Source organism: Anabaena sp. FACHB-595, assembly GCF_048568275.1.
Lineage (GTDB): Bacteria > Cyanobacteriota > Cyanobacteriia > Cyanobacteriales > Nostocaceae > Trichormus.
On record NZ_CP183473.1, the window covers coordinates 5,041,992 to 5,066,788 of the forward strand.

Below are 24,797 nucleotides of genomic sequence, written 5' to 3' on the forward strand. Positions count from 1 at the left end.
TTTACTTCTTACCACCCTTACCAGTCTTACCAGCTTTACGTCTAACCACTTCACCGGCGTAGCGGATACCTTTACCCTTGTAAGGTTCTGGTGGACGAACGGCTCGAACTTTCGCTGCTGTGTTACCTACAATTTCTTTGTCATAGCCACTGACTATAACATTGGTATTATTTTCTACAACAAATTGAATACCATCCGGTGGTTCAATTTGGACTTGATGGCTGTAACCCATGTTTAAAACTAGGTTACGCCCCTGAACTTGAGCCCGATAACCCACGCCTTGAATTTCCAAGCGGCGTTGGAAACCTTGAGAAACGCCTTCTACCATGTTGGCAACCAGAGTCCGGCTTAAACCGTGTAGTTGTCTAGAAGTCCGAGTTTCATCCCGACGGGTTACTTGTAAGGTTTCTCCTTCTTGAGAAACACTAACGTTTGCAGGCAGTTCTCTTGACAGTTCGCCTTTAGGGCCTTTAACCACAACCTTTGTGCCATCAATGGTGACTTGCACTTTGGCTGGTACAGTAATTGGACGTTTACCAATACGAGACATGATTTTTTTATCCTTGTGTCAGTTGTCAGTTGTCAGTTGTCAGTTGTCCTTTGTTTTGTACTAAATGACTAATGACTGATGACTAATGACTAATAACTACCAGACGTAGCAGAGTACTTCACCACCCACGTTCTGCCGTCGCGCTTCGCGGTCGGTCATGATACCACTGGATGTAGAAATAATGGCAATACCAATGCCACCTAATACTCTTGGTAATTCTTTTCGGTTGGAGTAAACACGTAACCCAGGCTTACTTACACGCTTCAGGGCGGTAATTAGAGGCTGACGATTTTTACCCTTATATTTCAGGGCAATCACCAGATTACGTTTTACTTCGTCTCCTTCTTCAGAAATTTCAGCAATAAAGCCTTCTTCCTGTAGCACTTTAGCAATGCTACGAGTCATTTTTGTAGCTGGCACTAGTGTAGTTTGATGCCTTGCCATGTTAGCATTGCGGATGCGCGTCAGCATATCTGCAATTGTGTCGTTAGCCGCCATCGTTCCCTCTTTAGATGAACTTATTGATCGCGAAAGGGCATTCCAAATTCTTTAAGTAAGGCGCGGCCCTCTTCGTCGTTTTTCGCTGTGGTGATGATAGAAATATCTAGACCACGGATTTGATCGATGCTGTCGTACTCGATTTCTGGAAAGATTAACTGTTCTCTTACGCCTAGAGTATAGTTACCGCGACCATCAAAGCTTTTGGGGCTGATACCACGGAAGTCTCTAATTCTTGGCAGTGACAGGCTAATCAGGCGGTCGAAGAAAGCATACATCCGTTCGCCTCTTAATGTCACCATGATACCAACAGGCATACCCTGACGAATTTTAAAGCCAGCGATCGCCTTTTTCGCCCGTGTGACTACTGGCTTTTGACCAGTAATAGTGGCAATTTCGGTTAATGATGCTTCTAGGGACTTAGCATTTTGAGCTGCTTCCCCCAAACCCCGGTTCACAGTAATTTTCACCAATTTTGGTACTTGATGAACGTTAGTATATTGGAACTGTTGGGTTAATTTAGGGACGATTGTCTCTTGATATAAGGTTTTGAGTCTTGTGGTCGCCATAGTTTTTTGTCCTGATTCTCCCTGGGCTTTGTCAGGGAAACTTTATTTTCCGATTTTAGATTGTAAATTTAATTCCATATCTAAAATCTCAAGTCGGCTAATTCCCTAATTATCGAGAATTTCGCCAGTTTTCTTGAGTTTCCTTACTTTCTTACCTTCTGCGGTGAAAGTGTAACAAACACGACTAGCGACGTTTTGCTTGGTGGAGTAAAGCATGACGTTAGAACTGTGAATCGGTGCTTCTTGAGTGACAATCCGTCCCGATTCACCTTCTTGTTGGGGCTTGACGTGCTTAGTTTTGATATTGACACCTTTAACGACAACTTTGCTCAGTTGGGGCAGTGCTTTAATCACTTCACCGACTTTGCCTTTGTCTTTACCAGCAATGATTTGCACGGTGTCGCCAGTCTTGACGTGGAGTTTATGAAATTTGGGTGTTGTGTCCTTTTTACTTGGCATTACAGCACCTCCGGAGCCAGAGAAACTATTTTGGTGAAGTTTTTGTCGCGCAATTCCCGTGCTACAGGGCCAAATACCCGTGTGCCTCTAGGATTACCATCTTTGTTGATGATGACGGCGGCGTTATCGTCGAAGCGAATAGTCATACCGCTATCACGACGGATATGATGGCGAGTACGGACAATTACTGCTTCCACAACATCAGATTTTTTTACAGCCATGTTGGGTGTGGCATCTTTGACCACAGCAATAATCTTATCGCCAATGAAGCCGTAACGACTGTTACCCGCACCTAAGACACGGATACACATCAATTTACGAGCGCCGCTATTGTCTGCGACATTAAGATAGGTTTGGGGTTGAATCACAATTGGTCTCCCTTATAAAGTTGTTATTTTTATAACAACTAAGCTTTGGTGTTGAGGATTTCTGCAACCTGCCAGCGCTTGGTTTTACTCAAGGGTCTGGTTTCCTGAATCCGCACGCGATCGCCCACTTTGCATTTATTGTCTTCGTCGTGAGCTTTGTAACGGCGGGTTTTAACTACAATTTTGCCGTACTTGGGGTGGGGAGCGCGGTTTTCGATGGCGACTACTACAGTTTTCTGCATTTTGTCGCTTACTACTAAGCCAACGCGTTCTTTGATTGCCATAATCTCCTACTTTTATTCTTGAGGCGATTGAGTTGCGGCTGCCCGTTTCCGCTCTCCTTCTACCGTTAACAATTGGGCTAGACGGTGGCGGGCATGGCGGAATTGGTGAGGTTTATCTAGTTGTCTGGTAGCTTTTTGTAAGCGCAACTGAAACAGTTGTTTTTTGACAGCAGTGATTTCCTCAACCAATCTCTCGTCACTTAGTTCTCTAGCTTCTGAAATTTTGGGAAGTGGCATAACCTACTCCTGTTCCTCTACAACTTGAGAACGCACAATAAACTTAGTTTTAATTGGTAGCTTATAAGCTGCTAAACGCATTGCTTCACGAGCAATCTCTTCTGTAACACCAGCGATTTCAAATAAAATCCGGCCTGGTTTAACTACAGCTACCCAAAACTCTGGATTACCTTTACCGGAACCCATCCGGGTTTCTGCCGGACGCATGGTTACTGGCTTATCTGGGAAGATGCGAATCCAAATTTTGCCACCCCGGCGGATGTAACGAGTCATTGCCCGACGGGAAGCCTCGATTTGCCGAGAGGTGATCCAAGCTGGTTCTTGGGCTTGGAGTGCGAAATCTCCAAAGTTGAGGGTGCTACCCCGGTGGGCTAACCCTCCCATCCGCCCGCGTTGTTGTTTGCGGAATTTAGTTCTTCTTGGACTTAACATGGTTTGTCAGTTGTCAGTTGTCAGTTGTGAGCCAGTGCGGTCTTGGGGGTTTCCCTCATGTTGGCGTAAGCCTTCCCGTAAGGGTGCAACTGGCGAACCCAAAGGGTCAGTTGTCAAGAGCCATTCACCATGACTAAGGACTAATGACTATCCTTCGTTGGATCGGTCTTCAAACTGCTGGCGGCGGCGTTGTTGTTGACGACGGCGAGGTTCGCGATCGCGATCGCCACGGTCGCGGTCGCGGTCGCGGGGTGAAGGTGGTGGTGTCGCTACTTCTTGTCCAGGGATGATTTCGCCTTTGAATACCCAAACTTTGATGCCAAGAATACCGTAAACGGTTTTGGCTGTGCAGTAAGAGTAGTCAATATCAGCTCTTAATGTATGTAGAGGTACTCTACCTTCCCGTGTCCACTCTGTCCGGGCAATTTCTGCACCGTTGAGGCGACCGCTAACTTGAACTTTGATGCCTTGAATGCCAGCTTTTTGAGCGCGTTGAATTGCTTGACGCACTACCCGACGGAAGGAAACACGACGTTCCAACTGTTGAGCAATAAATTCGGCAATCAGGTAAGCATCAGCATCAACTCGTTGTACTTCTACTACGTTGATGCGAATTTGACGATTGCCACCCAATAAGGTTTGTAGTCCGGTACGCAATGCTTCAATACCTTGCCCACCACGACCTACAACTACACCTGGGCGAGCTGTACGCACTTCTAGATCGATTTGATCGGCTTTCCGCTCAATCCGCACTTCGGAAATACCTGCGTTATTTTGTGCGAGTCTACCCAGTTTTTGTTCTATATATTGACGTAGTTTGTGGTCTTCTTGTAGAAGTTCTGGATAGCGGCTAGGTTCGGCAAACCAACGCGATTGGTGTTCTTGGGTAATTCCCAGGCGAAAGCCAACTGGATGAATTTTTTGTCCCACAAATGCTTCCTCTAAAATTTCTGACTTTAACGCAATTTTTTGTGTCTAGGACTTATTTAGCACCGGCGTTAGCAGCCACAGCCAAGGTGATATGACACGTCGGCTTGCGAATTTGGTAGGCTCTACCTTGCGCTCTGGGTTGGAAACGTTTCAGGACTGGGCCTTGGTCAGCATAAGCTTGGGTAATCACTAACTCGGCGCGGTCTAACCCTGCATTATGTTCAGCGTTAGCAGCAGCACTACGCAGTAGTGTTAACACTGGCTCAGTGGCTCGATAGGGCATAAATTCTAGGATAATTAGCGCTTCCCGGTAAGAAAGCCCCCGAATTTGGTCAAGTACCCGACGTACTTTGTAGGGAGACATTCTGATAAAGCGGGCGATCGCTTTTACTTCAGTAGTATCAGTAGCCATAATTTTCTCCAATTTTGTCAGTTGTCAGTGGTTAGTTGTCAGTTGTTTTCACCCACTGACAGCCTACTACTGACTATTGACAACTTACCTACCTGCTTTTTTGTCAGATTTACCATGGCCTCTGTAGGTACGAGTAGGAGCGAATTCTCCCAACTTATGTCCCACCATCTGCTCGCTGATAAAAACTGGAACGTGTTGACGACCGTTGTGAACGGCTATAGTATGACCTACCATCAAGGGCAAAATTGTGGAAGCTCTTGACCAAGTTTTAATTACTTGTTTTTCATTTCTGTCGTTGAGCTTTTCAATTTTGCTGAGTAAATGATCGGCGATGAAAGGACCTTTTTTAAGAGAACGACCCATAATTGCGAAAGTTTTGAGTTTATGTTGTGAGTTTTTAACTTTGAGTTTTGGGTGTTGATTAGGTTCATACTACTCAGCACTCATTACTCAGCATGGGCTGAACGCCCCGCTAACAGCACTAATTAAGACTCACGACCACCACGACCGCGTTTAGAAGATTTACGACGACGGCGTATAATCAACTTGCTGCTGGCTTTCTTGGGTTTGCGTGTTTTGGCGCCCAAGGTGGGTTTACCCCAAGGAGTTACAGGGCCGGATCTACCGATAGGCGCTCTACCCTCACCACCGCCGTGTGGGTGGTCTACTGGGTTCATGACGCTACCTCTAACTTTAGGACGGCGACCTTTCCAGCGATTTCTACCTGCTTTACCAGCGCTTAAGTTTCTCGCGTCGGTGTTACCTACTTGGCCGATGGTGGCGTAGCACTCCCGACGAATCAAGCGGACTTCTCCAGAAGGTAGCTTGAGGGTCACGTAATTCCCTTCTTTAGCTACAACTTGAGCTGTTGCACCAGCAGAGCGGACAATTTGACCACCTTTGCCTGCTTTTAACTCTACGTTGTGAACGCTTGTACCTAAGGGAATGTTCGCCAAGGGTAAAGCATTGCCATCTTCAATAGGAGACTCTGGCCCAGCAATAATTACTGTCCCAACTTTTAAGTTGTTTGGATGCAGGATGTACCGTTTTTCCCCATCTTCATAGGAAACCAGAGCAATCCGAGCGTTCCGGTTAGGATCGTATTCAATAGCTATGACTGTGGCAGGAATACTACGTTTATCCCGTTTAAAGTCAATGATCCGATACAGTCTTTTGTGTCCACCACCACGGCGGCGACTAGTAATCCGACCTTGGTTGTTGCGGCCTTTTGCCCTGTGTTTATATACCGTCAGCGACTTTTCTGGTTCGGTTTTGGTAATTTCCGCGAAGTCGGAAATTGTAACCTGGCGAGTACTGGGGGTATAAGGGCGGTAAGAACGAGTACCCATGATATTTTATACCTCTGGGAATAGAACTTGTCTGATTTTATCTACATCCCCAGGGGCGATAGTGACGATCGCTTTCTTATATTGGGGCTTAAAGCCAATAAATTTACCCACACGTTTTTTTCTGCGTGGTGGCAATGCCGTATTGACTTTGACAACCTTGACCTGAAATAGGTCTTCAATTGCTGCTCTGATTTGTGGCTTACTGGCCTTAGGAGTCACTTCAAAGGTGTATTTATTCTGCTCCATCATGATGGTCGCTTTTTCTGTCAAGATCGGGCGACGCACTAAATCGGGCAGGTTGCGGGGGTCAAACTTAGCCATTGTAGACCTCCTGAATTTTTTCTAATGCTGATGTGGTGACAACAATTTTGTCAGCGTGCAGCAAATCATAAACGTTGAGTTGGTCAGCCGCAATGAGTTTTAGGTTCTCAATGTTACGGGCAGACAAATACACGTTTTCAGGAAATTCCGACAAAATTAACAATATTTTGCTTTCCGGTTCTGCACCCCAACGAGTGAATGCTGCCACCAAATCTTTAGTTTTGGGGCGGGATAACTCGTTGCTAAATTCTTCTACTAAAATCAAATCGTCTATACGGCTGACAAATGCTGTCCGCAGTGCTAAACGCCGCTCTTTGCGGTTCATTTTTAAATCGAAATCTCTGGGTTTGGGTCCAAAGATGACACCACCACCACGCCATAACGGTGAACGGATGGAACCTGCACGAGCGCGACCAGTTCCTTTTTGTCGCCAGGGTTTACGACCGCCGCCTCGGACTTCAGCACGGGTTTTGGTGCTGGCTGTTCCTTGACGAGCGTTGGTTTGCTGTCTAACTAGGGCGCGGTGTACAATGTGCGCCGCCGTTGTTTCTTTGGCAACCCGCAACTCGAACGTTTTTTGTCCGATTTGCTCCCCTTGCCAATTTTTTACTACACTCTCTACCATTTTTCTGTCCTTTATCAGTTGCTTAGTTGTCAGTTGTCAGTAACGTTTGGATATTGACTTGTGACTACTTCCCAACTTTTTTAGCAGGTACAATACTTAGTAAAGCGCCTGGTTTACCAGGAACAGCTCCTTTAATTAGCAGTAAATTACGTTCTGCATCAACGCGGATTACGGTCAGTTTGCGAATGGTGACACGAGTACCACCTAAACGACCAGCCATCCGCTTACCTGGATACACGCGGCCTGGGGTTGTACCTGCACCGATAGAACCAGGCGCTCTGTGGTTTTTGGAACCGTGAGACATTGGCCCGCGTCCAAAGTTATTCCGTTTTTGGTTGCCTGCAAAGCCGCGACCGATACTTGTACCGATTACGTCTACAAGCTCACCTACACTAAAAATATCTGCTTTAATTTCTTGACCTAAAGCATAATCGCTAGAGCCATCTGTGTGATACTCTTTCAAATGCCTTAATGCTGGGGCAGATGATTTGGCTAAATGGCCGAGTAAAGGTCTATTCAACGCCTTGGGTTTGACTTCGCCATAACCAACTTGGATGGCAGCGTAACCGTCGGTTTGTTTACTTTTAACTTGGGTAACAACGCATGGCCCCACTTGTACGACAGTCACAGGAATTGCGACTCCTGCTTCGTCAAATATTTGGGTCATGCCCAGCTTGGTGCCGAGAATCCCTACTGACACAGTAACTGGCTCTCCTTTCTACGAAATCGGGTTTTCTAGACACACTGTGTGGTTTCCGGTGATGAACGGACGAAATTGTGAACTTGTATGGGGTTGATGCCACTGCAAATTCTTCCGGACACAATCAGGCGGTGTCTTTGTTTGCTGAATCTATTTAGTTACACTCATTTAATTACCAGAACAGCCACAAGCGACTTCTCTAAGGAAGGGATAGCTTCTGGTATCAGGGCAAGCTCTTACAGCTTTACACTTTGTGCAGCAACGCTTTCGTCCAAGCGCTTGCATAGGCACTTTCTGGCGGCAGTACCTGAAGGATATCTCCCAGTTTGAGGCAACTGCCGTGTCGTAGTGGACTTAAGCAGTTTTTACCGCTCAGTATCCTTTAACTGAAAACTGTGTAATGCTATGAAGCCAACATCACTGCTCAGTTTCTACTTCACTAAACAAATTCAACCTTAGCTTAAGGTTTTGCTTGTTCTCTGACTACACGAGTGAATGTAGTCTAAGGATGATGGAATTTTATATTTAGCCATCAACTCTTGGTTTGACCTAAAAGCTTTTCTAGTTTACCAGTCTTTGATCCATTACGGCTAGTTTATTCTTTTTGGGAATAGACTCATTAGCTTCTATAGCTAACACTAGCCCAAGATCATCGCTACATGATACCCTGATAGTTCAGTTTGGTCACAATCTAATAATATAAACTATCCAATGATAATTGTCTAGAAAATTTATAGATTATTTTTTTGGGCTGCTATGTACAGTCAAGTCAGCACGATTGAGTATAGCTTATTTAAAGTATAAGCTTCCTGATCTAACTGAATCTCTCACTTCACAGTAAATAATAGAGATATGGAAGTGGGATATGACAAAACCTCAGAAAATCTATGGCACTAATTACCACTGGTAACGGTTTAATTCGGGATCTAGAGAAATTTGGATCTGTAGGAGTTTACGTACCTCTAGAAGGAGGTTTTGAAGGTCGATATCGGCGGCGGTTGCGTGCTGCTGGCTATACAACTCTGCAATTTACTGCTAGGGGATTAGGCGATGTAGCAGCCTATCTCACAGGAGTTCACGGGGTAAGACCTCCCCATCTGGGCAAAAAAAGCTCTGGTAATGGTGCAGCAGTAGGGAATGTATATTATCTGCCACCAATTGTTGGTTCTCAGCTAGAACACCTGCCACCCAAGTCTAAGGGTTTGGTGTTGTGGATCATTGAAGGGCATATTTTATCTGATCAAGAAGTCGAGTTCTTGACCAGTTTACCAAGTCTGGAACCAAGAGTGAAGGTAGTTGTTGAGAGAGGAGGCGATCGCACTTTCCGTTGGAAGGCTCTAAAAGATACATTCTCTGCTAGTTATCAAGCTGTTTAGATGACAGGGGACTGCTGAGACAGCGCTGCCGGAGGGTTTCCCTCCGCAGGCGACTGTGTTCGCCGTTCGCGGAGCGTTCCGTAGGAAAGGCGTTCTCGTTCGCGGAGCTTCCCCAAGGGAAGAGTACCCAGGGGGGGACTGATGAGTAATCAATTCCAAATTACAGAATTGCTTACTCAGCACTCAGTACTCAGCGCTTACAAAGTTATCAGCATTTCCATTGTACTGAGACGAAAACCACAGGACTTAAAAAATTTTCTGGCTGCTTTGTTTATGGCTGCGGTATCTAAGCGAATTTGTGCTACTCCCATTTGCCGACAGCGTTCAATGGTTATTTCTACTAATTGCCTGGCAATACCTTGTTGACGATATTCTGGCTCAACCCAAATATCGTGAATAAATCCAAATTCTTTAGTCCGATAAATAGGTATTTCTTGCTCGACTGTCGCCGCTACAAAAGCTACCAGTTGTCCTTGATTTTCAGCTACCAGAAACACGCTACGTTCTTGATCTGCTAATCTGGTCAACCATCTTTCATAACGCTTTTCAGGCTGTGGCAAAAAACCATACTTGGCAGCATCCCAAGATTCATGTAAAGCACAGATATTGGCAACCATTGGTAAAACATCAGGAACATCAGCTGATGTTGCAGGGCGAATTAGCATAAGTTCAGAAAGTATCTATGAGCTAGTACTGCAAGGCATAATTTGTAACTATGTTTTTGCGAGGATTCCAGACATTTCCTTCGGCTGGCTTATTTACCTCGTAATGTACTCAAAGAATAAGACAGTGGATTTATATGAACTATAAACCCCACTTACGCTTCAAAAACTGACTGGGTAGATTAAATCAAATTCACGATAAAGGATAATTTGAGAAGAGTTCTCTGGTTCTTCTAAAACTGCATAATTTAAGCCGCCTGTAATTTGGGTTACTGGTCGCTTTAAAGGTTTTTCAAATTGATGCCATTCGCGGTTACTCCACTCATAAATTGCTGCATCTAAATCGTTTTGCAATTCGGAAGCTAACAAGAACAGTTCTAATTTATCTTTTGTGTTGCCGGTCAGGACAAATTTGAGAGAGACTGACTGAGTAATTGCTGGCCTGGGTTCGTTAGCGGCTAAAGTTTTACAATCTCCTAGTTGGATATCATAAGGCTGTAATTGCAGATTTTCCTGCTGCTTCAGGGTCTTTTCGATGTCGTTTAAGCGTTGATCTAGATAAGGTAGTAGTCCTAGTTTGGCATCGATCAACAACTTACGAATATTGGAAGGTTGGGTCATGGTTACTTTTTATCCCGTTACCCAGTCAGATTAGCGTTTTGTTGGTTGGTAAATAGAGAAACTTTGAAAAACTTTGTTTGGGAAAGATTTTTATTTAGTTAGGACTTACGCAAATAGGTTATCTGTTGAGACCGGGTGTAAGGGTTTAAGGGTACAGGGGTGTAAGGGTTTCAAGCATTTATACCCTTATACCCCTACACCCTTGTCCAAACCCTCGATCTTTCGTTTTCATGCGTAAGTTCTATTAGTCTTGTTGGTGGGCAAATTTAGCAGCACCCCAAAGAGAAAGGGCGATCGCTATGACTAGTAAGACAGGTATGCTATACCAAGGGAACTGAGATAAGGGCAAGTTGGCGGCTGCGCGTAGCCCCGTACTGGCATAAGTTAAAGGGAATAAATAAACGATAACTTGGAATGCTGTTGGTAAGGTACTGGGGTCGAAGAAGGTTGCACCTAAGAAGGACATGGGGATAATGACAAAGTTGTTGTATAGTCCTACCGATTCTAGCGATCGCACCGATAGTCCCACAATTACACCCAAACCTGCAAATACTGCACAATTTAATATCAACAACACCAAAAACAGGGGATGAAGGAAATTCCAGTTTCTCGTGATTATCAGGGCTACCAATATCACTGAACCAGAAGTCATCAAACCCCGTACAACTCCAGCCAGCATTTTACCCAATTGCAGTGCTAAGGGATGGATGGGTGTGAGTAATAGTTCTTCAAAGGTTTTGGTAAATAATCTATCTCCACAAATCGAGAATGTTGTCCCACCAAAGCTAATGGTCATGGAAGATAAGGCTACCATTCCTGGCAAGATAAATTCTAAATAGTTATTGTAATTAGCACTGATGGCGGAACCTGGCCTAATTGAGCTACCCAGCCCTAAACCAAAAGCCAAAATATATATTAGTGGTGAGATTAAGCCGGATGCAGCTACTTGGGCTATGCGTACCCGTAAATCTAACCAATCTCCCCAAAAGATAGTCAGACTATCAGCTAACAGGATTTGCAGTTGTGAGGTTTTAAACTTTTTGCCCCAGATTAAGGCTTTTTGAGATGTCACTTTTTTTTAGTCAGGTATCAAATTCGTTGTAAATATTACTTTACATTTTTTGGCATCTCAAAGTTTTAATAAAATTTCTCTACGTTATGCCCAAAATATATCAGTAGTGGGCGCTGAATACAAAGAAGCAGTGATATTACCACTGCTTCTCATGATCAACTGTATATGTTTTGTCAAGTAACATTATTAAACGCAACTGCGTGTTAATGTTAGTCTCATTATTTTTGCAAGGGTGGGTGATGACACCCGATTCAAACTTACCCACCCCACTTTGTGCTTTTTAAATCCAGCTTGCTTAGTTCAACCCTAGTCCCAATCAGGAATATTTTGGGCTTCTTCACCACCAATACCGATCGCAGTATTATAAATTTCCGCATCGGTTATGGTGAGATTATCCATTGATGCACCGTACACATTAGAGTCGATGACATGGGCGCGAGTCAAGTTTGCCCCATTGAGGTTAGCTTTTTTGAAATTGACGTTGGTGAGGTAGGCTGAAGTTAAGTTAGCTTTTTTTAAGTTGGCGTTAGTTAAGTCAGCACCTTCGAGGTTAGCACCTTCGAGGTTAGCACCTGCCAAATTTGCTCCTCGTAAGTCAGCACCAATTAAATGTTCGCCACTGAGGTTCATGCCTGTTAGATTACACCCGTTACATTCCCCAGTTGATAATAACCTTTGTAGGTCTTGCGGATTCCCAGCTGTTACTGAGTTAGCCAAAAATAGGGGAGTTGCTAAGGCAAGCGCCGCGAATAGCTTAAGTTTCATAATTATCCCCCTTTCTATTTAGATTGTGTCCGTTCTTTACCTCACATTTCTATTATCTCACTAAAATTCAGGATAATGTTGATTTAAAGCACAACTTGTTTGTAACGTAAAAGATGTTTGATTGGATCTTGGATATTATATTGGCTATGGTTTTCAGAGATTTACATCCAAAGAAATAAGCATAAATACTTGGATTAATTTACTGTTAAATATTTTTAAGTTAATGTACCAATTAGTATAGTTTTATTATTAAACTTTTTCAGTATTTGACTATTACTAAGTGGCACGTAGTAATTATGTTATTTGGTACTTTATGTCATCAGAAAATTCCGCATATATTGATTAACTAATTCTGGCTTTTCTTGTTGTACCCAGTGTCCACAAGCGGGAATATACTTAATTTGCAGGTCTTTGACGTAGGTTGATGTGTCATAGGTAAGTTCTTTACCGAGAGCAGTATCATTCTCTCCCCAAATCAAGAGTGTTGGCACATTCAAAATACCCCAACTTTTATTAAAAAAGGAGTGGGAAAAAACATTGCGGTAATAATTCAACATGGCTGTAAGCGCACCTGGTTTTGCCGCAGCATTTCTATAGGTATTGAGGTCATTTGGAGTAAAAGCGTTCTTATTAAATGCTGTGTTTTGAATAGTGTTGGGAATTGCTTGATAATTGGTAGATTGGAGTAGTAATTCAGGCAGTCTAGGGATTTGAAAAAAGAAGATATACCAACTACGTAATAACTGTTGAGGAGTGTACAGGCCTTGAATAAACTTGGCTGGGTGGGGCAAGTTGAGAATGATTAATTTTTCTAGCATATGGGGATGAGCGTAGGCGAATGACCAAGCGATCGCACCACCCCAATCATGACCAACTAGGATACACTTCTCATGTCCTAATTCTTTAATCAGTCCTGCCACGTCTTTGATAAACTCATCCATGACGTAGGCGGATTGCTCTTGTGGCTTATCACTATCGTTGTAGCCACGTAAGTCCACCGCAACAACTTGATAATGTTGGGCAAATTCCGGGATTTGATATCGCCAGGAATACCAACACTCAGGAAACCCATGTAACATCAACATTAATGTCCCTGTTCCTTGGGTAACGTAGTGGAGTTTCACGCCATTAGTAGTGATATATTTATGTGTCCAAGTTTCTTGGGTAACAGACATATTAGACTCCTATGTCATTTATGAATTTAGTCTTAGCGTAAGAATTTTGGCTTAATTAGTAATTATCAAATTCAGCTATTAAATTGATATTGTGCAATATTTTCTGGCTGAAAGCATCTGTTTAAAGATGGTGTTAGGGAACGCCAAAAAATAAATTATTCCAAATTCACGGTTGGTAGGGTGCGTCAGTGTGAATGATTTCTTGGTACAGCTAGGTTTTCCCGCACTGACGCACTCTAAATTTTGGATATTTTTTTATCTGGAAGTTCCTTATATCGGTAATTATAGACTTAATAGAGGCGATAGCAGAATAGTGTAGATAAGTCATCAACACTTGTGAGTAAAAATTATTTTAAATTTTAGTGAGTAGGTATGCTGGGTGGAACACCATCACTATCACATAGTATGTAATAAAATTAAGCTATATCAAGTTTTTTGAATGCTAGTTATGCCTGACATCAAAGAACACGCAGTCATTCTTGCTAGACAATTTCTGCCTTATTACAGATTTATGCGTACGCAAGAATTAACTATTGATAGTAGTCAGGGATTGCAAACAGAGTTGAACAGCAATTCTATTAAAGTTTTAAATTGGAATATTGCTAAAAATAACTTTGAGAAATTTTGGTTTCAAGACTTTTTTAAAATCCTCAGGCTGTACCAACCAGATATCATATTTCTACAAGAAGTCCGTATGGGCGTGAATGTAGAACAAATTATGGGCTTTACAAATATGAGTTGGGCTTATGCGCCTAATTTTATCGATGCTCATCATCAAACTTATTCAGGTATTTTGACGGCAGCAAAAATTAGTGCGATCGCTAAAAAAGTTATCGTCACTAAACACCATGAGCCTGTGTTCAAAACTCCTAAGGTTTCGCTGATTACTGAATATTCCTTATCTCATCAGCAACAGACACTTTTAACTATTAATAGCCATCTAATTAATTTTGTCGATTTAGATAAATTTAAAGCTCAATTACACGAATTAGAGTTAGCCATATCTACCCATAGGGGTTCGATTCTTTTTGCTGGCGATTTCAATACTTGGAGTCGCAAACGAGCAGTCCTTTTAGAGAAAACAGTAATTCGATTGGGTTTAAAAGAAGCACATTTTACACCGGAAGAAAATAAAAAGATTAAACGGTTTCTTTTGTCACCCCCCCTAGATTATATTTTTTATCGTGGTTTGAGTGAAAAACCAGCAACTGCTAAGGTTTTAGATGAAATTTGTTCATCCGATCACAAACCTTTACTGGCAGAATTTACTTATATCGATACATAATAAATTCAGATGCTGATAGACAGTAGCGTCCTTGCTTTTTTTAGCGCAGCTACAGTTGTTATTCATGGTTTGGGAATTGCCCATGCTGCCCATGCCGTGATGGATGTGCGTTCTTCTCGTGGGGCGATCGCTTGGAGTATTTCCTTAATCACTTTTCCCTGGCTGACTATTCCTTTATATTGGATCTTAGGCAGAACTAAGTTTCATGGATATTCTGAAGCTATCCGCTCAGTTTACGCCCAACATTATCAATTTGTTCGTCAAACTTATATTGAGATTACAAAATTTCAGGTGGTAGTTTCGGCAAAATTGGAACCATTGCAACTATTAGCTGAGGCCTTCATTGGTATTCCTTTTACATCTGGTAATAATGCCAAATTACTAATTAATGGTCAGCAAACTTATGCAGCCATGTTGAGTGCGATCGCATCTGCCAATAGTTATATTTTGCTGCAATCCTACATTGTTGTTGATGACAAAGCTGGGAATGAGTTTAAAGATGCTCTAATTGCCAAGGCAAAGCAAGGAATAAGAGTTTACTTAATTTATGATGAAATTGGTTCTAATAAAATCTCTCGCCTTTATGTTAAATCTCTGCAAAAATATGATATTCAAGTGAGTGCATTTCATACTACCAGAGGCAGAGGTAATCGTTTTCAATTAAATTTCCGCAACCATCGCAAAATTTTAGTAGTTGATGGGAGAACTGCGTTTATTGGTGGTTTGAATATTAGTGATGAATATCTAGGTAAAAATCCTCGCCTGAGTCCTTGGCGTGATACCCACATGATGTTAGAAGGCCCCACTGTCCAAAGTCTGCAAGGATGTTTTTTGCAAGATTGGTATTGGGCGACTCGTCAAGTTATCGATGTAAACTGGCAAGTGCAACCCAATTGGGAAAGTGACTACACAGCATTGGTATTTCCTACAGGCCCCGCAGATAAGCTGAAAGCTTGTAAACTGTTTTTCGTCAGCGCTATCAATCAAGCACAAACTCGTCTCTGGATTGCTACTCCCTATTTTGTGCCGGATGATTCCACTTTGACAGCCTTGAAATTGGCAGCACTACGCGGCGTGGATGTGCGAATTATTTTACCAAATCGACCCGATCATTTACTTGTGTACTTGTGTTCCTTTTCTTATTACACAGAGATGAAGGCAACGAATATTAAATTATATCGATATAAACATGGATTTATGCACCAGAAGGTAATACTGATTGACAAAGAAATGGCAGGTGTGGGAACAGTTAATCTAGATAATCGCTCATTCTTTCTCAATTTTGAAGTTATGGGTTTTGTTGCCAATTCTCAGTTTGTGAAAAGTGTGGAGGAGATGTTACAAGCTGATTTAAAGGCTGCTTTGGCTGTGGATTTTTCTGATTATGAGAGGAAATATTTGTGGTTTAAGTTAGCTGTGAGAATATCTAGTTTGTTGAAACCTTTGTTGTGAGAGTCATGTAGCACTTTCCAGGCATAGCATATTATTTTACTTTCCAGTCACTCTCTGCTATCAAAAATCTATCTCTACCTGAACGTTCTTGCGGTATTGGGAATGAAATCAATGGGCGACCAACACATTATATTTTTATTCTCTATTTCAAAGAGTATTGTTTGGGCGATCGCTAATATAGATTGTGAGATAATATATACAAAATTGAAGAAATGTAATGAATATAAAGCAAACACTCACATCTATTATTAAAGTTATCTCTACGATTCTCATCAGCACTGCTATTGGTTTGGAACTATGGAATATTTATGCAGTAGTTACTAATAGCAATATTCCCAGCATTTTAAATCCTATTTTCTGGGTCGAGCGCTTTGCTGTAAGTTGCCATTTGTTGGAAGGAATAATCGCCGCTTTTTATGCTCCTAGCAAAAAAAAGATGCCAATTCAATATGGCATCTATACATTTTTTGTGGGTACAGTTGGTTTATTAGAATTGTTTAGCAAAGAGTCTGAAGATATATGTAATATAAAGGCAAAAAATTAGACTGCTATCGCCTCTTTTGGTTGCAATATTTCCATAATTTCCTTTGCAGGTGCAGGGATACCAAAGTAATATCCCTGGCCTTCTTGACATCCGCGCTTTTGTAAATAACTAAGCTGTTGCTGGGTTTCGATGCCCTCAGCTGTAATTTTTAATTGTAAGCTTTTTGCTAGGGCAATAATAGCGTTAGTCACCGCAGCACTATCAGGATTAGAACATACATCCTGCACAAATGACCGATCAATTTTCAGCATATTTACAGGAAAGCGCTTTAGATAATTGAGAGAAGAATAACCAGTACCGAAGTCATCTAAAGCTAGCCATACGCCTAATTCTCGTAATTGTTTGAGTATTGTGACTGAGCGCTGAATGTCTGTCATTAAAGAACTTTCAGTGACTTCCAGTTCCAAATACGATGGATGCAGACCACTCTCCTGTATGATTTCACTGACAAGCTCTACTAAATTTGATTCTTCAAACTGTCGAGCTGACAGGTTTACTGACATCCGTATTGGTGGAAGTCCTGCAAGTTGCCAAGTGCGGTTTTGCAGACAAGCAGTTCGCAATACCCATTCGCCAATTTCCACAATTAAGCCGTTGGCTTCAGCAATGGGAATAAACTTGGCGGGAGATACTAAACCTCGTGTAGGATGTTGCCAGCGTACTAACGCTTCAACGGCTGTGATTTGCTTAGTCTGTAAATCGATAATGGGTTGGTAATAAACCACTATTTCATTTCGCTCTAATGCTCCATGTAGTTCATTCTCTAAAGCTAATCGTTCTTGCAGTTGGGCGTTAATCTCTGGCGAATAGAACTGGTGTTGGCTGCGTCCTTGTTGCTTGGCTTGATACAAAGCTACATGAGCCTGCTGTAACAACTGGTCAACATCATGAAGATTATCTGGTTGATTAATTGTGATACCGATGCTAGCTGTGATATGAATCTGGTTACCTTGGATAGTGAAAGGTTTATTTAGCGTAGTCAATAGCAGTTGTGACAGCTTAATGATACTTTCAATTGAGGGAATTTCTACCCTAGCGATCGCAAATTCATCTCCACTTAAATGGGCTAAAATATCCTTCTGTGCTAAACAACTGGTCAAACGCTGGGCTACCGCTCTTAATAGCAAATTTGATTGCTCATGTTCTAACGCATGACTTATGCCAGTAAAGTCATCAATTCCCAATACCATTACAGCTAACATTTTTTGACTGTATTGCTGTGATAAAGCCTGATTAACACGTTCCCGCAATAGCTCCCGATTAGGCAAGCCTGTGAGTTTGTCATAATTGCTGATATAGTCAATCAACTCATCTAATTTGTGGAGAGTTTGTGATGTATCTGCCATGAGAGTACCCGCTTCATCTACAAATTCTGTAGGCAGACTGGGTAAAGTTTTGTTATTGAGGTAGTCTCGCAACGTGGCGGATGTCAAATTGACGGGAATCAGCAGATGGTGAAGTGCATAAAGGGTAACAACCGTACCAATTAACGTAGCGAATAAAGCAATAACCAGAACTCTAATTGTCATCTCCCAAGAGTAAGAATTGGAAATGACGAAACTGAAGAGTAAAGTTAAAAGCGGGATGTGAGTCCCTAAAAACGCCACCAACATAATTTTGGCGGTGTAATTTTTGTTGAGTAACCGAAAATTATCTAAAGTTGAGTATAAGTAGAGCTTCTGATTTAACTGCATAGATCCTAATGTGGGGTTTGAAAGTTGGCAAATTGGTACTCAGGTATTCTTGTCATCCTGATTCACCAGCCAGTAGAAACAAACCAATTGGAGGTTATTTATTATGCTGCCCTAAATAACTATCGAATATATAGAATTTTCATTATAGTTTCTGTAAATATTAGATATTGGGTTATTTATGAAAAAAATAATAAAGTAATTTCACTTAGGGATTGATAAAATTTACGTAAAATAAAAATCAAAAGATTTGTGAGTGTAAATGCTTATGCTAGAGCATGGCTTATTACCAGAATTTTGAGGATAAAACTTGCAGCATATTTGCATGATTCAAATAAACCCTGCTATGCAAGAAAAGAATTGGTAGGATGAGTAGGAGCGATCGCTCCAATCACAAATAAAGGCGTTATCTTGAGCCGATCTAAATTATTCTTATATTACTTAAATTTAGTTTTAACTATTCCTATCTAACAAGATTTATCACACAATGAATGAATTTAATTCCCATCAAAAAACTGAACAAACTCAGATTTTGGCTCAAGAAGATGAGTTCAAGTTGCAACAAATTAATGCAGAAATTAAAGACTTTATGGAAACACTTCCATCACCGATAGTTCTTCAACAATATAATAGTATCTTGCCCAATACATCTGAACGAATTATTGCTATGGCAGAGAGAGAGCAAGAACACAAACATAAGATGCGGGAAAAGCTTATAGATGCTCAAATCTCTGAATTTAAACAAGAAAGGTATGAGAGAAGATTAGGGCAAATTTTTGGGTTTTCTCTTGGTGTTATATCAATTATAGCTGGTTCAATTATAGCAATTTGGGAATCTACTTTAGCTGGTAGTTTCATTGGTTCAACGGGAGTTATAGCTTTAGTCTTTCTTTTCCTTTTTAGTAGTAAAAAATCACAAAAAAACAGTTATATATTAGAACTTAAAAATACCGATATTGTGGAATAAATTTTAAAATATTTCGATAGAATGTAAGGGATAGGAGTAATAGGAGCGATCGCTGTGACTCTAACAACTGCAAAGTGGAAGATTGACGACTATCATCGCATGATTGCAGCCGGAATTTTGACAGGGCGACAGGTGGAATTACTCAATGGAGAGGTTGTAGAAATGGCCCCAGAGGGAGAATCCCACGCTTATTGCAGTGATGAGGCGGGAGAATATTTAATTTACCTGTTAGGAAATAAGGCGAAAGTCCGCCAAGCCAAACCAATTACCTTACCTGATAGTAACTCAGAACCAGAACCTGATATTGCGATCGTGCAACGCTTGGGGAAGGATTACAGATAACACCATCCTTATCCAGAAAACGTTTTTTGGGTAATTGAGTATTCAGATTCAAGTCTAACTAAAGACTTGGAAGTGAAAACCAAGATTTACGCCGCAGTAGGGATTCCAGAATATTGGGTAATTAATTTACGAACTATGCAACTTATTGTATTTAGACAACCTACAGAAAAAGGTTATCAGTCACAAGAAATATTAACGCAGGGAAGTATTAACCCTTTGGCATTTACTGATATTGCCGTTTCTATTGAGAAATTATTGGGTAATCAATGACAGTGAGTATTTGGACGTATGTCTAAATTGTTATGTGTTTATTGAACAGCTAACATTAGTAATATTTATTAATTTGCTTAATATTTATAGAGATATTGAGTAACTCCAGAGTAGATACTTGATGCACGAAAACTAAATTTTCTTACTTTAAAGTATGTGTAAATATTTACTTTATAATTGACCATTTTAACCCACAATGTATACAATATATTACTAAGCTTTTCAAGTTCCAATACCATGATTACAGTATTTATATGAATAACAATTACTCTTTTGATGATGATCAAAATTGGTTTGAAGATTACTCTAATGAAGAGGATGATTTTCAAATTGATGAATATGATTTGACCTCTACACCTAATGATTTTAATGTACTAACAATTTATAATTTTATGGAATCTGGAGCAGTAAAAATACCTGGATTTCAAAGAAACTACGTTTGGGATTTAAATAGAGCATCAAAACTAATTGAATCCATAATTCTTGGGTTGCCAATTCCGCAAATATTTCTTTATGAAGAAGATAGAAATAAATTTTTAGTGATTGATGGTCAACAACGTTTAATGTCAATTTATTATTTTATGAAGCGTAGATTTCCTGTTAAGGAGAAGCGAGTTGAATTAAGGCTGATTTTTGAAAAATTCGGCAAAATTCCTGATGACATACTACACGATAATAATTATTTTATAGATTTTGATTTAAGTCTCCCACAAAAACTTCCTAAACAACCAAACAAATTTAAAGGTCTTAATTATTATACTTTAGATGATTACAAAACACAGTTCGAGCTTAGGCCTATCCGTAACGTAATAGTTAAACAAAACTTTCCTAAGGATGATGATTCTTCAATATATGAAATTTTTAATCGTTTAAATTCAGGTGGAGTTAATTTATATCCACAAGAAATTAGAGCTAGTTTATATCATTCCCCTTTCTATGAGATGCTCAATCGTATCAATATGGAACAAGGATGGCGAGATTTATTACATATGAATGAGCCGGATATTCACATGAAAGATATTGAACTTTTGCTTCGAGGTTTTGCTATGCTGATTGATGGCGAAGATTATGCTCCCTCACTACCCAAATTTTTAAACAAATTTTCTAGAAAAAGTAGAAATAATTCTCATGAACAAAATCAATATCTTGAGAATTTATTTAAATCCTTTTTAAAACAATGTGAGTCTTTACCGCAAGAACCATTTATGAAAAAACGTAATAATCGATTCCATATAGCCCTTTTTGAAGCTGTATTTACTGCAATATGTAAGTCAAAATTCTTGCAAAGACAGCTATTAGATCACCCTTTAGATATTAATAAAATTAAGCAGCTAGAAAACGATGAGCAATTTGTAAAAGCTTCATCGGAAGGAACAACAAAGACATCTAACGTAGAAACTCGTTTAGAACGAGCTACAAAAATATTAGGAGAATAGGAGATATTGTAGTGCTTGAAGATACGGGTGTAGATAGACTCTACAAAGAGTTTAAAGATTTAGTAGTATATCTTGAAAAGGATAACGAAATATCACTCAAAAATACGGTAGATGAAAATTTTAGGAAGGCTTTACTACTAGCAGCAGCAAGCTATTTTGAATCTCGCATAACAGATGATATTGTCAGATTTGTAGACGAAACATCTAATAAAAATAAAGTTTTATTATCTTTTGTACAGAATAAAGCTATTAGTAGACAATATCATACCTACTTCAATTGGAAAGAAACAAATGCCAATACTTTTTTTTGGTTTATTCGGAGAAGTCTTTTCAAATTTTCTCAAGAAAGAAGTAAAAGATAATGATCAACTTAATTCTTCTATTAAAGCATTCCTTGAAATAGGGCGTGAAAGAAACAGACTAGTACATCAGGATTTTGGTACTTTCTCATTAGAAAAAACTTCTGATGAAATATATGAACTATATAAGAAGGCTTTAATGTTTGTAGATTCTTTCCCTGAGAAGCTTCGCCAATGTTTATAAGAAAACAAATATTAGACTAGTAATTTTTATAGAATTGTTAATTAAATCATTAATATATCTAGTACTCGTATTTGTTTAGAAAACTCAATACACATATATTCCCTTTTTCCTATGCCCTGTTACCTGCCTACGAAAGTCACTTTGGTAATCAAATCTAATTCCTACATATCTAGCGCAATAGTCAAACTAATTTCTAGGTTCTACTTGATAATATTTTTGTAATATTTTATAAAGTGATTGATGCTTCTCCAGCAATTGCTGTGGTTTTTCAAAGAATGTTTCAGTCGTCACAGCAAAAAACTCGGCGGGGTTAGTCGCGCCGTAAGCATTTATTACAGTCTTTCTTCCTTCTTGAACATCATTGCAGAGTTGTTGGTATTCTGCGGTCATTACTTTAGACCAAATGGGATAATCTGATTTGTTTGGCAAAATAGGTACACCATCAGCCTTACCATCTTCTTGATCTAATTGGTGGGCAAATTCATGTAGAACAACATTATGTCCATCTTGCCAGTTGTGAATATCGTATTGTATCTGTTCCCAAGATAATATAAGTTGGTCTTTAGTCCATGATTCTCCTAATCTGGCATCACGCCTTTCTTCGACAATATAATTATCAACGGCAACGGTTTGGGTGACAAAATAAGTGCTGGGATAGATTAAAATTGAGCGCAGTTTTGGAAAATATTCTCCTCGCTCATTAAGTAGGAGTAAACAGGCTACAGCAGCGATTGTTAATTTCATTTCTTCGGTTACCTGCAAGCCTCTACAGCCAATAAATTGTTTCTCTGCTAAAAATACTTGAACATGTCCTTGTAGCCGTCGCCGTTCTTCAGGAGAAAGTCGAAGGTAAATAGGCAGATTATTTTCAATAATGGCATTCCAAAGTGGAGGAAACGGACGTTCTTTAATGCGATATCTGCGTTTGTTTCTCAGGATGGGACTGATGAAAATCAAACCAATAACTAGACCAATAATGATAAAAATAATAATTGATTTCAACATTACTTGTGCCTATGGATGTTATGGAGCGATTTTACGCTACCCTAACACTAAGATACTTTCTACTCAGTTGTTTTCAAGTTGAATAATTGTGTCAAAACTGCTTCTCAAAATCTCAATAATCTTGTGAGTTGAACAGTTGCCAATACGAAGCTAGATAAACTTTATCGCACAAGCGCCCATGCAAAACGTTAAAGCCAACGATCGCCATCACTAGAAAAAGTATACTCTAGTCATCTGAATCTGATTATTAGCGATCGCTAATAATCGTCAAAGCATAAGGACAAACTTAACGTAAAATTATCTTTTATCTACCCCTCCTCACTCCATCTACCCCATGTTTTGCGACTACCTGGTACAAATTCTGACTGCCCGTGTGTATGATGTTGCCCAGGAATCACCTCTGGAATATGCCCCCAATCTTTCAGCCAGACTGAATAATAAACTGTTGCTGAAGCGTGAGGATATGCAGTCTGTGTTTTCCTTTAAGCTGCGGGGTGCTTACAACAAGATGGTGAATCTACCGCCGGATTTACTGGCACAGGGTGTAATTGCGGCTTCTGCGGGGAATCATGCCCAAGGTGTGGCTCTAGGCGCAAAACAGCTAGGAACGAGAGCGATTATTGTCATGCCGGTTACTACACCCCAGGTGAAGGTAGATGCAGTTAAAGCACGAGGAGGAGAGGTGGTATTGCATGGGGATACCTATGATGATGCCTATGCCTACGCGCGCCAATTGGAAGCAGAGAAAGGTTTAACATTTATTCACCCCTTTGATGATCCTCATGTAATTGCGGGACAGGGAACTATTGGGATGGAAATTCTCAGACAATATCAGCAACCTATTCATGCAATTTTTGTTGCTATTGGCGGCGGCGGTTTGATTTCGGGGATTGCTGCTTATGTAAAACGCTTACGTCCAGAAATTAAAATTATTGGGGTTGAACCGGTTGACGCTGATGCCATGAACCAATCCTTGCAAGCTGGTAAACGGGTGCGATTGTCACAGGTGGGTTTATTTGCCGATGGGGTAGCAGTGCGGGAAGTGGGAGAAGAAACCTTCCGGCTGTGTCAGGAATATGTGGACGAGATTATTTTGGTCGATACAGATGACACCTGTGCAGCGATTAAGGATGTATTTGAAGATACCAGATCTATTTTAGAACCGGCGGGGGCATTGGCGATCGCCGGCGCTAAAGCTTATGTAGAACGAGAACAAATCCAAGGACAAACTTTAGTTGCTGTCGCCTGCGGCGCAAATATGAATTTTGACCGTCTGCGCTTTGTTGCAGAACGGGCAGAATTTGGTGAACGCCGCGAAGCTATCTTTGCAGTGACAATTCCTGAAACACCTGGGAGTTTGCGGAAGTTTTGCGAATGTATTGGTAGACGCAATTTGACAGAGTTTAACTATCGCATTGCTGATGAAAAAATTGCCCATATTTTTATTGGGATGCAGATTCAAAACCGTGCTGATAAAATTCACATGGTAGAGACTTTTGCAGAATGTGGTTTTGAAATCCTCGATTTAACAGATGATGAACTGACAAAACTGCACTTGCGCCACATGGTGGGTGGACATTCTCCCCTAGCCCATAATGAATTACTCTACCGTTTTGAATTTCCGGAACGCCCTGGCGCATTGATGAAATTTGTTGCCTCCATGAGTCCTAATTGGAATATCAGTATGTTTCACTACCGCAACAATGGCTCAGACTACGGGCGCATTGTGGTAGGAATGCAAGTCCCACCGCAGGAAATGGAAGAATGGCAAGCATTTCTCGATTCCCTCGGCTACCAGTATTGGGATGAAAGCCAGAACCCAGCCTATAAGCTATTTTTGGGTTAGAGATGACAGCC

The 24,797-nt window shown here is 40.7% G+C and carries 29 protein-coding genes and 2 pseudogenes; 9 read left to right on the top strand and 22 right to left on the bottom strand.

All coding sequences use genetic code 11. The features are described 5' to 3' along the window. Position 1 precedes the first annotated feature (1 nt). From rplF to rplC, 15 genes are all read right to left on the bottom strand, one after another. Positions 2-550 carry a 50S ribosomal protein L6 gene (rplF, locus tag ACN222_RS21025; protein ID WP_010998339.1) on the bottom strand — a complete coding sequence of 183 codons (549 nt, stop codon included), beginning with the start codon at positions 548-550 and terminating at the stop codon, positions 2-4. 96 nt (positions 551-646) lie between these two features. Further along, positions 647-1,048: a 30S ribosomal protein S8 gene (gene rpsH / locus ACN222_RS21030; protein WP_010998340.1), complete on the bottom strand. Its 402-nt coding sequence runs from the start codon at positions 1,046-1,048 to the stop codon at positions 647-649. Positions 1,049-1,068: 20 nt separating this feature from the next. Next, a complete protein-coding gene (rplE, locus tag ACN222_RS21035) occupies positions 1,069-1,617 on the bottom strand; it encodes a 50S ribosomal protein L5 (protein ID WP_010998341.1) in 549 nt (182 codons plus the stop codon). 105 nt (positions 1,618-1,722) lie between these two features. Continuing rightward, positions 1,723-2,076, bottom strand: coding sequence for a 50S ribosomal protein L24 (rplX, locus tag ACN222_RS21040; protein ID WP_010998342.1), 354 nt, complete (start codon positions 2,074-2,076; stop codon positions 1,723-1,725). After that, on the bottom strand, positions 2,076-2,444 hold the full coding sequence (gene rplN / locus ACN222_RS21045) for a 50S ribosomal protein L14 (RefSeq protein WP_010998343.1): 369 nt from the start codon (positions 2,442-2,444) through the stop codon (positions 2,076-2,078). Before rplN ends, rplX begins: the two co-directional genes overlap by 1 nt. A 38-nt stretch (positions 2,445-2,482) precedes the next feature. Next, entirely contained in the window at positions 2,483-2,728 is a 246-nt protein-coding gene (gene rpsQ / locus ACN222_RS21050) for a 30S ribosomal protein S17 (protein ID WP_010998344.1), read from the bottom strand. Positions 2,729-2,740: 12 nt separating this feature from the next. Then, the gene (gene rpmC / locus ACN222_RS21055; RefSeq protein ID WP_010998345.1) at positions 2,741-2,965 is read right to left on the bottom strand and encodes a 50S ribosomal protein L29; all 225 of its coding nucleotides are present in this window, start codon (positions 2,963-2,965) and stop codon (positions 2,741-2,743) included. Positions 2,966-2,968: 3 nt separating this feature from the next. Further along, a complete protein-coding gene (gene rplP, locus ACN222_RS21060) occupies positions 2,969-3,397 on the bottom strand; it encodes a 50S ribosomal protein L16 (protein WP_010998346.1) in 429 nt (142 codons plus the stop codon). Positions 3,398-3,544: 147 nt separating this feature from the next. Further along, positions 3,545-4,327, bottom strand: a complete 783-nt coding sequence (gene rpsC, locus ACN222_RS21065; protein ID WP_010998347.1) for a 30S ribosomal protein S3 — start codon at positions 4,325-4,327, stop codon at positions 3,545-3,547. Positions 4,328-4,379: 52 nt separating this feature from the next. Continuing rightward, complete coding sequence (gene rplV / locus ACN222_RS21070) at positions 4,380-4,739, bottom strand: 50S ribosomal protein L22 (RefSeq protein ID WP_010998348.1); 360 nt, start codon at positions 4,737-4,739, stop codon at positions 4,380-4,382. 84 nt (positions 4,740-4,823) lie between these two features. Further along, positions 4,824-5,102, bottom strand: coding sequence for a 30S ribosomal protein S19 (gene rpsS, locus ACN222_RS21075; protein ID WP_010998349.1), 279 nt, complete (start codon positions 5,100-5,102; stop codon positions 4,824-4,826). 122 nt (positions 5,103-5,224) lie between these two features. Beyond that, the gene (rplB, locus tag ACN222_RS21080; RefSeq protein ID WP_010998350.1) at positions 5,225-6,088 is read right to left on the bottom strand and encodes a 50S ribosomal protein L2; all 864 of its coding nucleotides are present in this window, start codon (positions 6,086-6,088) and stop codon (positions 5,225-5,227) included. A gap of 6 nt (positions 6,089-6,094) precedes the next feature. Further along, complete coding sequence (locus tag ACN222_RS21085) at positions 6,095-6,409, bottom strand: 50S ribosomal protein L23 (protein ID WP_010998351.1); 315 nt, start codon at positions 6,407-6,409, stop codon at positions 6,095-6,097. Further along, positions 6,402-7,034 (bottom strand): 50S ribosomal protein L4, encoded by a 633-nt coding sequence (gene rplD, locus ACN222_RS21090; RefSeq protein WP_010998352.1) that lies wholly within the window; start codon positions 7,032-7,034, stop codon positions 6,402-6,404. Before rplD ends, ACN222_RS21085 begins: the two co-directional genes overlap by 8 nt. 64 nt (positions 7,035-7,098) lie before the next feature. Continuing rightward, positions 7,099-7,734 (bottom strand): 50S ribosomal protein L3, encoded by a 636-nt coding sequence (rplC, locus tag ACN222_RS21095; protein WP_010998353.1) that lies wholly within the window; start codon positions 7,732-7,734, stop codon positions 7,099-7,101. Positions 7,735-8,621: 887 nt separating this feature from the next. On the opposite strand from rplC, the gene ACN222_RS21100 reads away from it, so the two are divergent. Then, positions 8,622-9,110 carry an NAD(P)H-quinone oxidoreductase subunit N gene (locus ACN222_RS21100; protein WP_010998354.1) on the top strand — a complete coding sequence of 163 codons (489 nt, stop codon included), beginning with the start codon at positions 8,622-8,624 and terminating at the stop codon, positions 9,108-9,110. Positions 9,111-9,307: 197 nt separating this feature from the next. Here ACN222_RS21100 and ACN222_RS21105 read toward each other — a convergent pair whose 3' ends face one another. The 5 genes from ACN222_RS21105 to ACN222_RS21125 all read right to left on the bottom strand — a co-directional run bounded on the left by ACN222_RS21105 (position 9,308) and on the right by ACN222_RS21125 (position 13,405). Further along, on the bottom strand, positions 9,308-9,775 hold the full coding sequence (locus ACN222_RS21105) for a GNAT family N-acetyltransferase (RefSeq protein ID WP_010998355.1): 468 nt from the start codon (positions 9,773-9,775) through the stop codon (positions 9,308-9,310). A gap of 159 nt (positions 9,776-9,934) precedes the next feature. After that, the gene (locus ACN222_RS21110; protein ID WP_010998356.1) at positions 9,935-10,393 is read right to left on the bottom strand and encodes a hypothetical protein; all 459 of its coding nucleotides are present in this window, start codon (positions 10,391-10,393) and stop codon (positions 9,935-9,937) included. A 244-nt stretch (positions 10,394-10,637) separates the two neighbouring features. After that, positions 10,638-11,465, bottom strand: a complete 828-nt coding sequence (locus ACN222_RS21115) for an ABC transporter permease (RefSeq protein WP_010998357.1) — start codon at positions 11,463-11,465, stop codon at positions 10,638-10,640. 306 nt (positions 11,466-11,771) lie between these two features. Further along, a complete protein-coding gene (locus ACN222_RS21120) occupies positions 11,772-12,230 on the bottom strand; it encodes a pentapeptide repeat-containing protein (RefSeq protein ID WP_010998358.1) in 459 nt (152 codons plus the stop codon). 311 nt (positions 12,231-12,541) lie between these two features. After that, positions 12,542-13,405, bottom strand: a complete 864-nt coding sequence (locus ACN222_RS21125; RefSeq protein WP_010998359.1) for an alpha/beta fold hydrolase — start codon at positions 13,403-13,405, stop codon at positions 12,542-12,544. 448 nt (positions 13,406-13,853) lie between these two features. Between ACN222_RS21125 and ACN222_RS21130 the strand changes: the two genes are divergently transcribed. From ACN222_RS21130 to ACN222_RS21140, 3 genes are all read left to right on the top strand, one after another. Next, a complete protein-coding gene (locus ACN222_RS21130; RefSeq protein ID WP_049942531.1) occupies positions 13,854-14,690 on the top strand; it encodes an endonuclease/exonuclease/phosphatase family protein in 837 nt (278 codons plus the stop codon). A 9-nt stretch (positions 14,691-14,699) separates the two neighbouring features. Next, positions 14,700-16,142: a cardiolipin synthase gene (gene cls / locus ACN222_RS21135; RefSeq protein WP_010998361.1), complete on the top strand. Its 1,443-nt coding sequence runs from the start codon at positions 14,700-14,702 to the stop codon at positions 16,140-16,142. 217 nt (positions 16,143-16,359) lie between these two features. Beyond that, complete coding sequence (locus ACN222_RS21140) at positions 16,360-16,686, top strand: hypothetical protein (protein WP_010998362.1); 327 nt, start codon at positions 16,360-16,362, stop codon at positions 16,684-16,686. Here ACN222_RS21140 and ACN222_RS21145 read toward each other — a convergent pair. Next, positions 16,683-18,380, bottom strand: coding sequence for a putative bifunctional diguanylate cyclase/phosphodiesterase (locus ACN222_RS21145; protein WP_010998363.1), 1,698 nt, complete (start codon positions 18,378-18,380; stop codon positions 16,683-16,685). The two genes, ACN222_RS21140 and ACN222_RS21145, sit on opposite strands and share 4 nt — an antisense overlap. Positions 18,381-18,864: 484 nt before the next feature. Between ACN222_RS21145 and ACN222_RS21150 the strand changes: the two genes are divergently transcribed. From ACN222_RS21150 to ACN222_RS21165, 4 genes and pseudogenes are all read left to right on the top strand, one after another. After that, complete coding sequence (locus ACN222_RS21150; RefSeq protein WP_010998364.1) at positions 18,865-19,344, top strand: DUF2335 domain-containing protein; 480 nt, start codon at positions 18,865-18,867, stop codon at positions 19,342-19,344. Positions 19,345-19,398: 54 nt separating this feature from the next. After that, positions 19,399-19,956 (top strand): annotated as a pseudogene (locus ACN222_RS21155) (Uma2 family endonuclease). A gap of 254 nt (positions 19,957-20,210) precedes the next feature. Then, positions 20,211-21,392: a DUF262 domain-containing protein gene (locus ACN222_RS21160; RefSeq protein ID WP_010998367.1), complete on the top strand. Its 1,182-nt coding sequence runs from the start codon at positions 20,211-20,213 to the stop codon at positions 21,390-21,392. Between the two features lie 11 nt (positions 21,393-21,403). Next, a pseudogene (locus tag ACN222_RS21165) lies at positions 21,404-21,935 on the top strand (HEPN domain-containing protein). 186 nt (positions 21,936-22,121) lie between these two features. Here the strand turns inward: ACN222_RS21165 and ACN222_RS21170 are convergent. Then, positions 22,122-22,940 (bottom strand): zinc-dependent peptidase, encoded by an 819-nt coding sequence (locus tag ACN222_RS21170; protein WP_010998369.1) that lies wholly within the window; start codon positions 22,938-22,940, stop codon positions 22,122-22,124. 334 nt (positions 22,941-23,274) lie between these two features. Here ACN222_RS21170 and ilvA point away from each other — a divergent pair, with 334 nt between their 5' ends. Beyond that, positions 23,275-24,786, top strand: coding sequence for a threonine ammonia-lyase, biosynthetic (gene ilvA / locus ACN222_RS21175; protein ID WP_010998370.1), 1,512 nt, complete (start codon positions 23,275-23,277; stop codon positions 24,784-24,786). The last annotated feature ends 11 nt before the right edge of the window (positions 24,787-24,797 follow it).

Coding starts and splice junctions, on each gene's coding strand:
- ACN222_RS21125 (WP_010998359.1), bottom strand. CDS start 13,405: ATGTCTGTTACCCAAGAAACTTGGACACATAAATATATCACTACTAAT.
- rpsS (WP_010998349.1), bottom strand. CDS start 5,102: ATGGGTCGTTCTCTTAAAAAAGGTCCTTTCATCGCCGATCATTTACTC.
- ACN222_RS21150 (WP_010998364.1), top strand. CDS start 18,865: ATGAATGAATTTAATTCCCATCAAAAAACTGAACAAACTCAGATTTTG.
- ACN222_RS21145 (WP_010998363.1), bottom strand. CDS start 18,380: ATGCAGTTAAATCAGAAGCTCTACTTATACTCAACTTTAGATAATTTT.
- rpsH (WP_010998340.1), bottom strand. CDS start 1,048: ATGGCGGCTAACGACACAATTGCAGATATGCTGACGCGCATCCGCAAT.
- rplF (WP_010998339.1), bottom strand. CDS start 550: ATGTCTCGTATTGGTAAACGTCCAATTACTGTACCAGCCAAAGTGCAA.
- rpmC (WP_010998345.1), bottom strand. CDS start 2,965: ATGCCACTTCCCAAAATTTCAGAAGCTAGAGAACTAAGTGACGAGAGA.
- ilvA (WP_010998370.1), top strand. CDS start 23,275: ATGTTTTGCGACTACCTGGTACAAATTCTGACTGCCCGTGTGTATGAT.
- ACN222_RS21100 (WP_010998354.1), top strand. CDS start 8,622: ATGGCACTAATTACCACTGGTAACGGTTTAATTCGGGATCTAGAGAAA.
- rplX (WP_010998342.1), bottom strand. CDS start 2,076: ATGCCAAGTAAAAAGGACACAACACCCAAATTTCATAAACTCCACGTC.
- ACN222_RS21110 (WP_010998356.1), bottom strand. CDS start 10,393: ATGACCCAACCTTCCAATATTCGTAAGTTGTTGATCGATGCCAAACTA.
- rplB (WP_010998350.1), bottom strand. CDS start 6,088: ATGGGTACTCGTTCTTACCGCCCTTATACCCCCAGTACTCGCCAGGTT.
- rplV (WP_010998348.1), bottom strand. CDS start 4,739: ATGGCTACTGATACTACTGAAGTAAAAGCGATCGCCCGCTTTATCAGA.
- cls (WP_010998361.1), top strand. CDS start 14,700: ATGCTGATAGACAGTAGCGTCCTTGCTTTTTTTAGCGCAGCTACAGTT.
- ACN222_RS21140 (WP_010998362.1), top strand. CDS start 16,360: ATGAATATAAAGCAAACACTCACATCTATTATTAAAGTTATCTCTACG.
- ACN222_RS21085 (WP_010998351.1), bottom strand. CDS start 6,409: ATGGCTAAGTTTGACCCCCGCAACCTGCCCGATTTAGTGCGTCGCCCG.
- ACN222_RS21105 (WP_010998355.1), bottom strand. CDS start 9,775: ATGCTAATTCGCCCTGCAACATCAGCTGATGTTCCTGATGTTTTACCA.
- ACN222_RS21160 (WP_010998367.1), top strand. CDS start 20,211: ATGAATAACAATTACTCTTTTGATGATGATCAAAATTGGTTTGAAGAT.
- rplP (WP_010998346.1), bottom strand. CDS start 3,397: ATGTTAAGTCCAAGAAGAACTAAATTCCGCAAACAACAACGCGGGCGG.
- ACN222_RS21130 (WP_049942531.1), top strand. CDS start 13,854: ATGCCTGACATCAAAGAACACGCAGTCATTCTTGCTAGACAATTTCTG.
- rplE (WP_010998341.1), bottom strand. CDS start 1,617: ATGGCGACCACAAGACTCAAAACCTTATATCAAGAGACAATCGTCCCT.
- ACN222_RS21120 (WP_010998358.1), bottom strand. CDS start 12,230: ATGAAACTTAAGCTATTCGCGGCGCTTGCCTTAGCAACTCCCCTATTT.
- rpsQ (WP_010998344.1), bottom strand. CDS start 2,728: ATGGCAATCAAAGAACGCGTTGGCTTAGTAGTAAGCGACAAAATGCAG.
- rplD (WP_010998352.1), bottom strand. CDS start 7,034: ATGGTAGAGAGTGTAGTAAAAAATTGGCAAGGGGAGCAAATCGGACAA.
- ACN222_RS21170 (WP_010998369.1), bottom strand. CDS start 22,940: ATGTTGAAATCAATTATTATTTTTATCATTATTGGTCTAGTTATTGGT.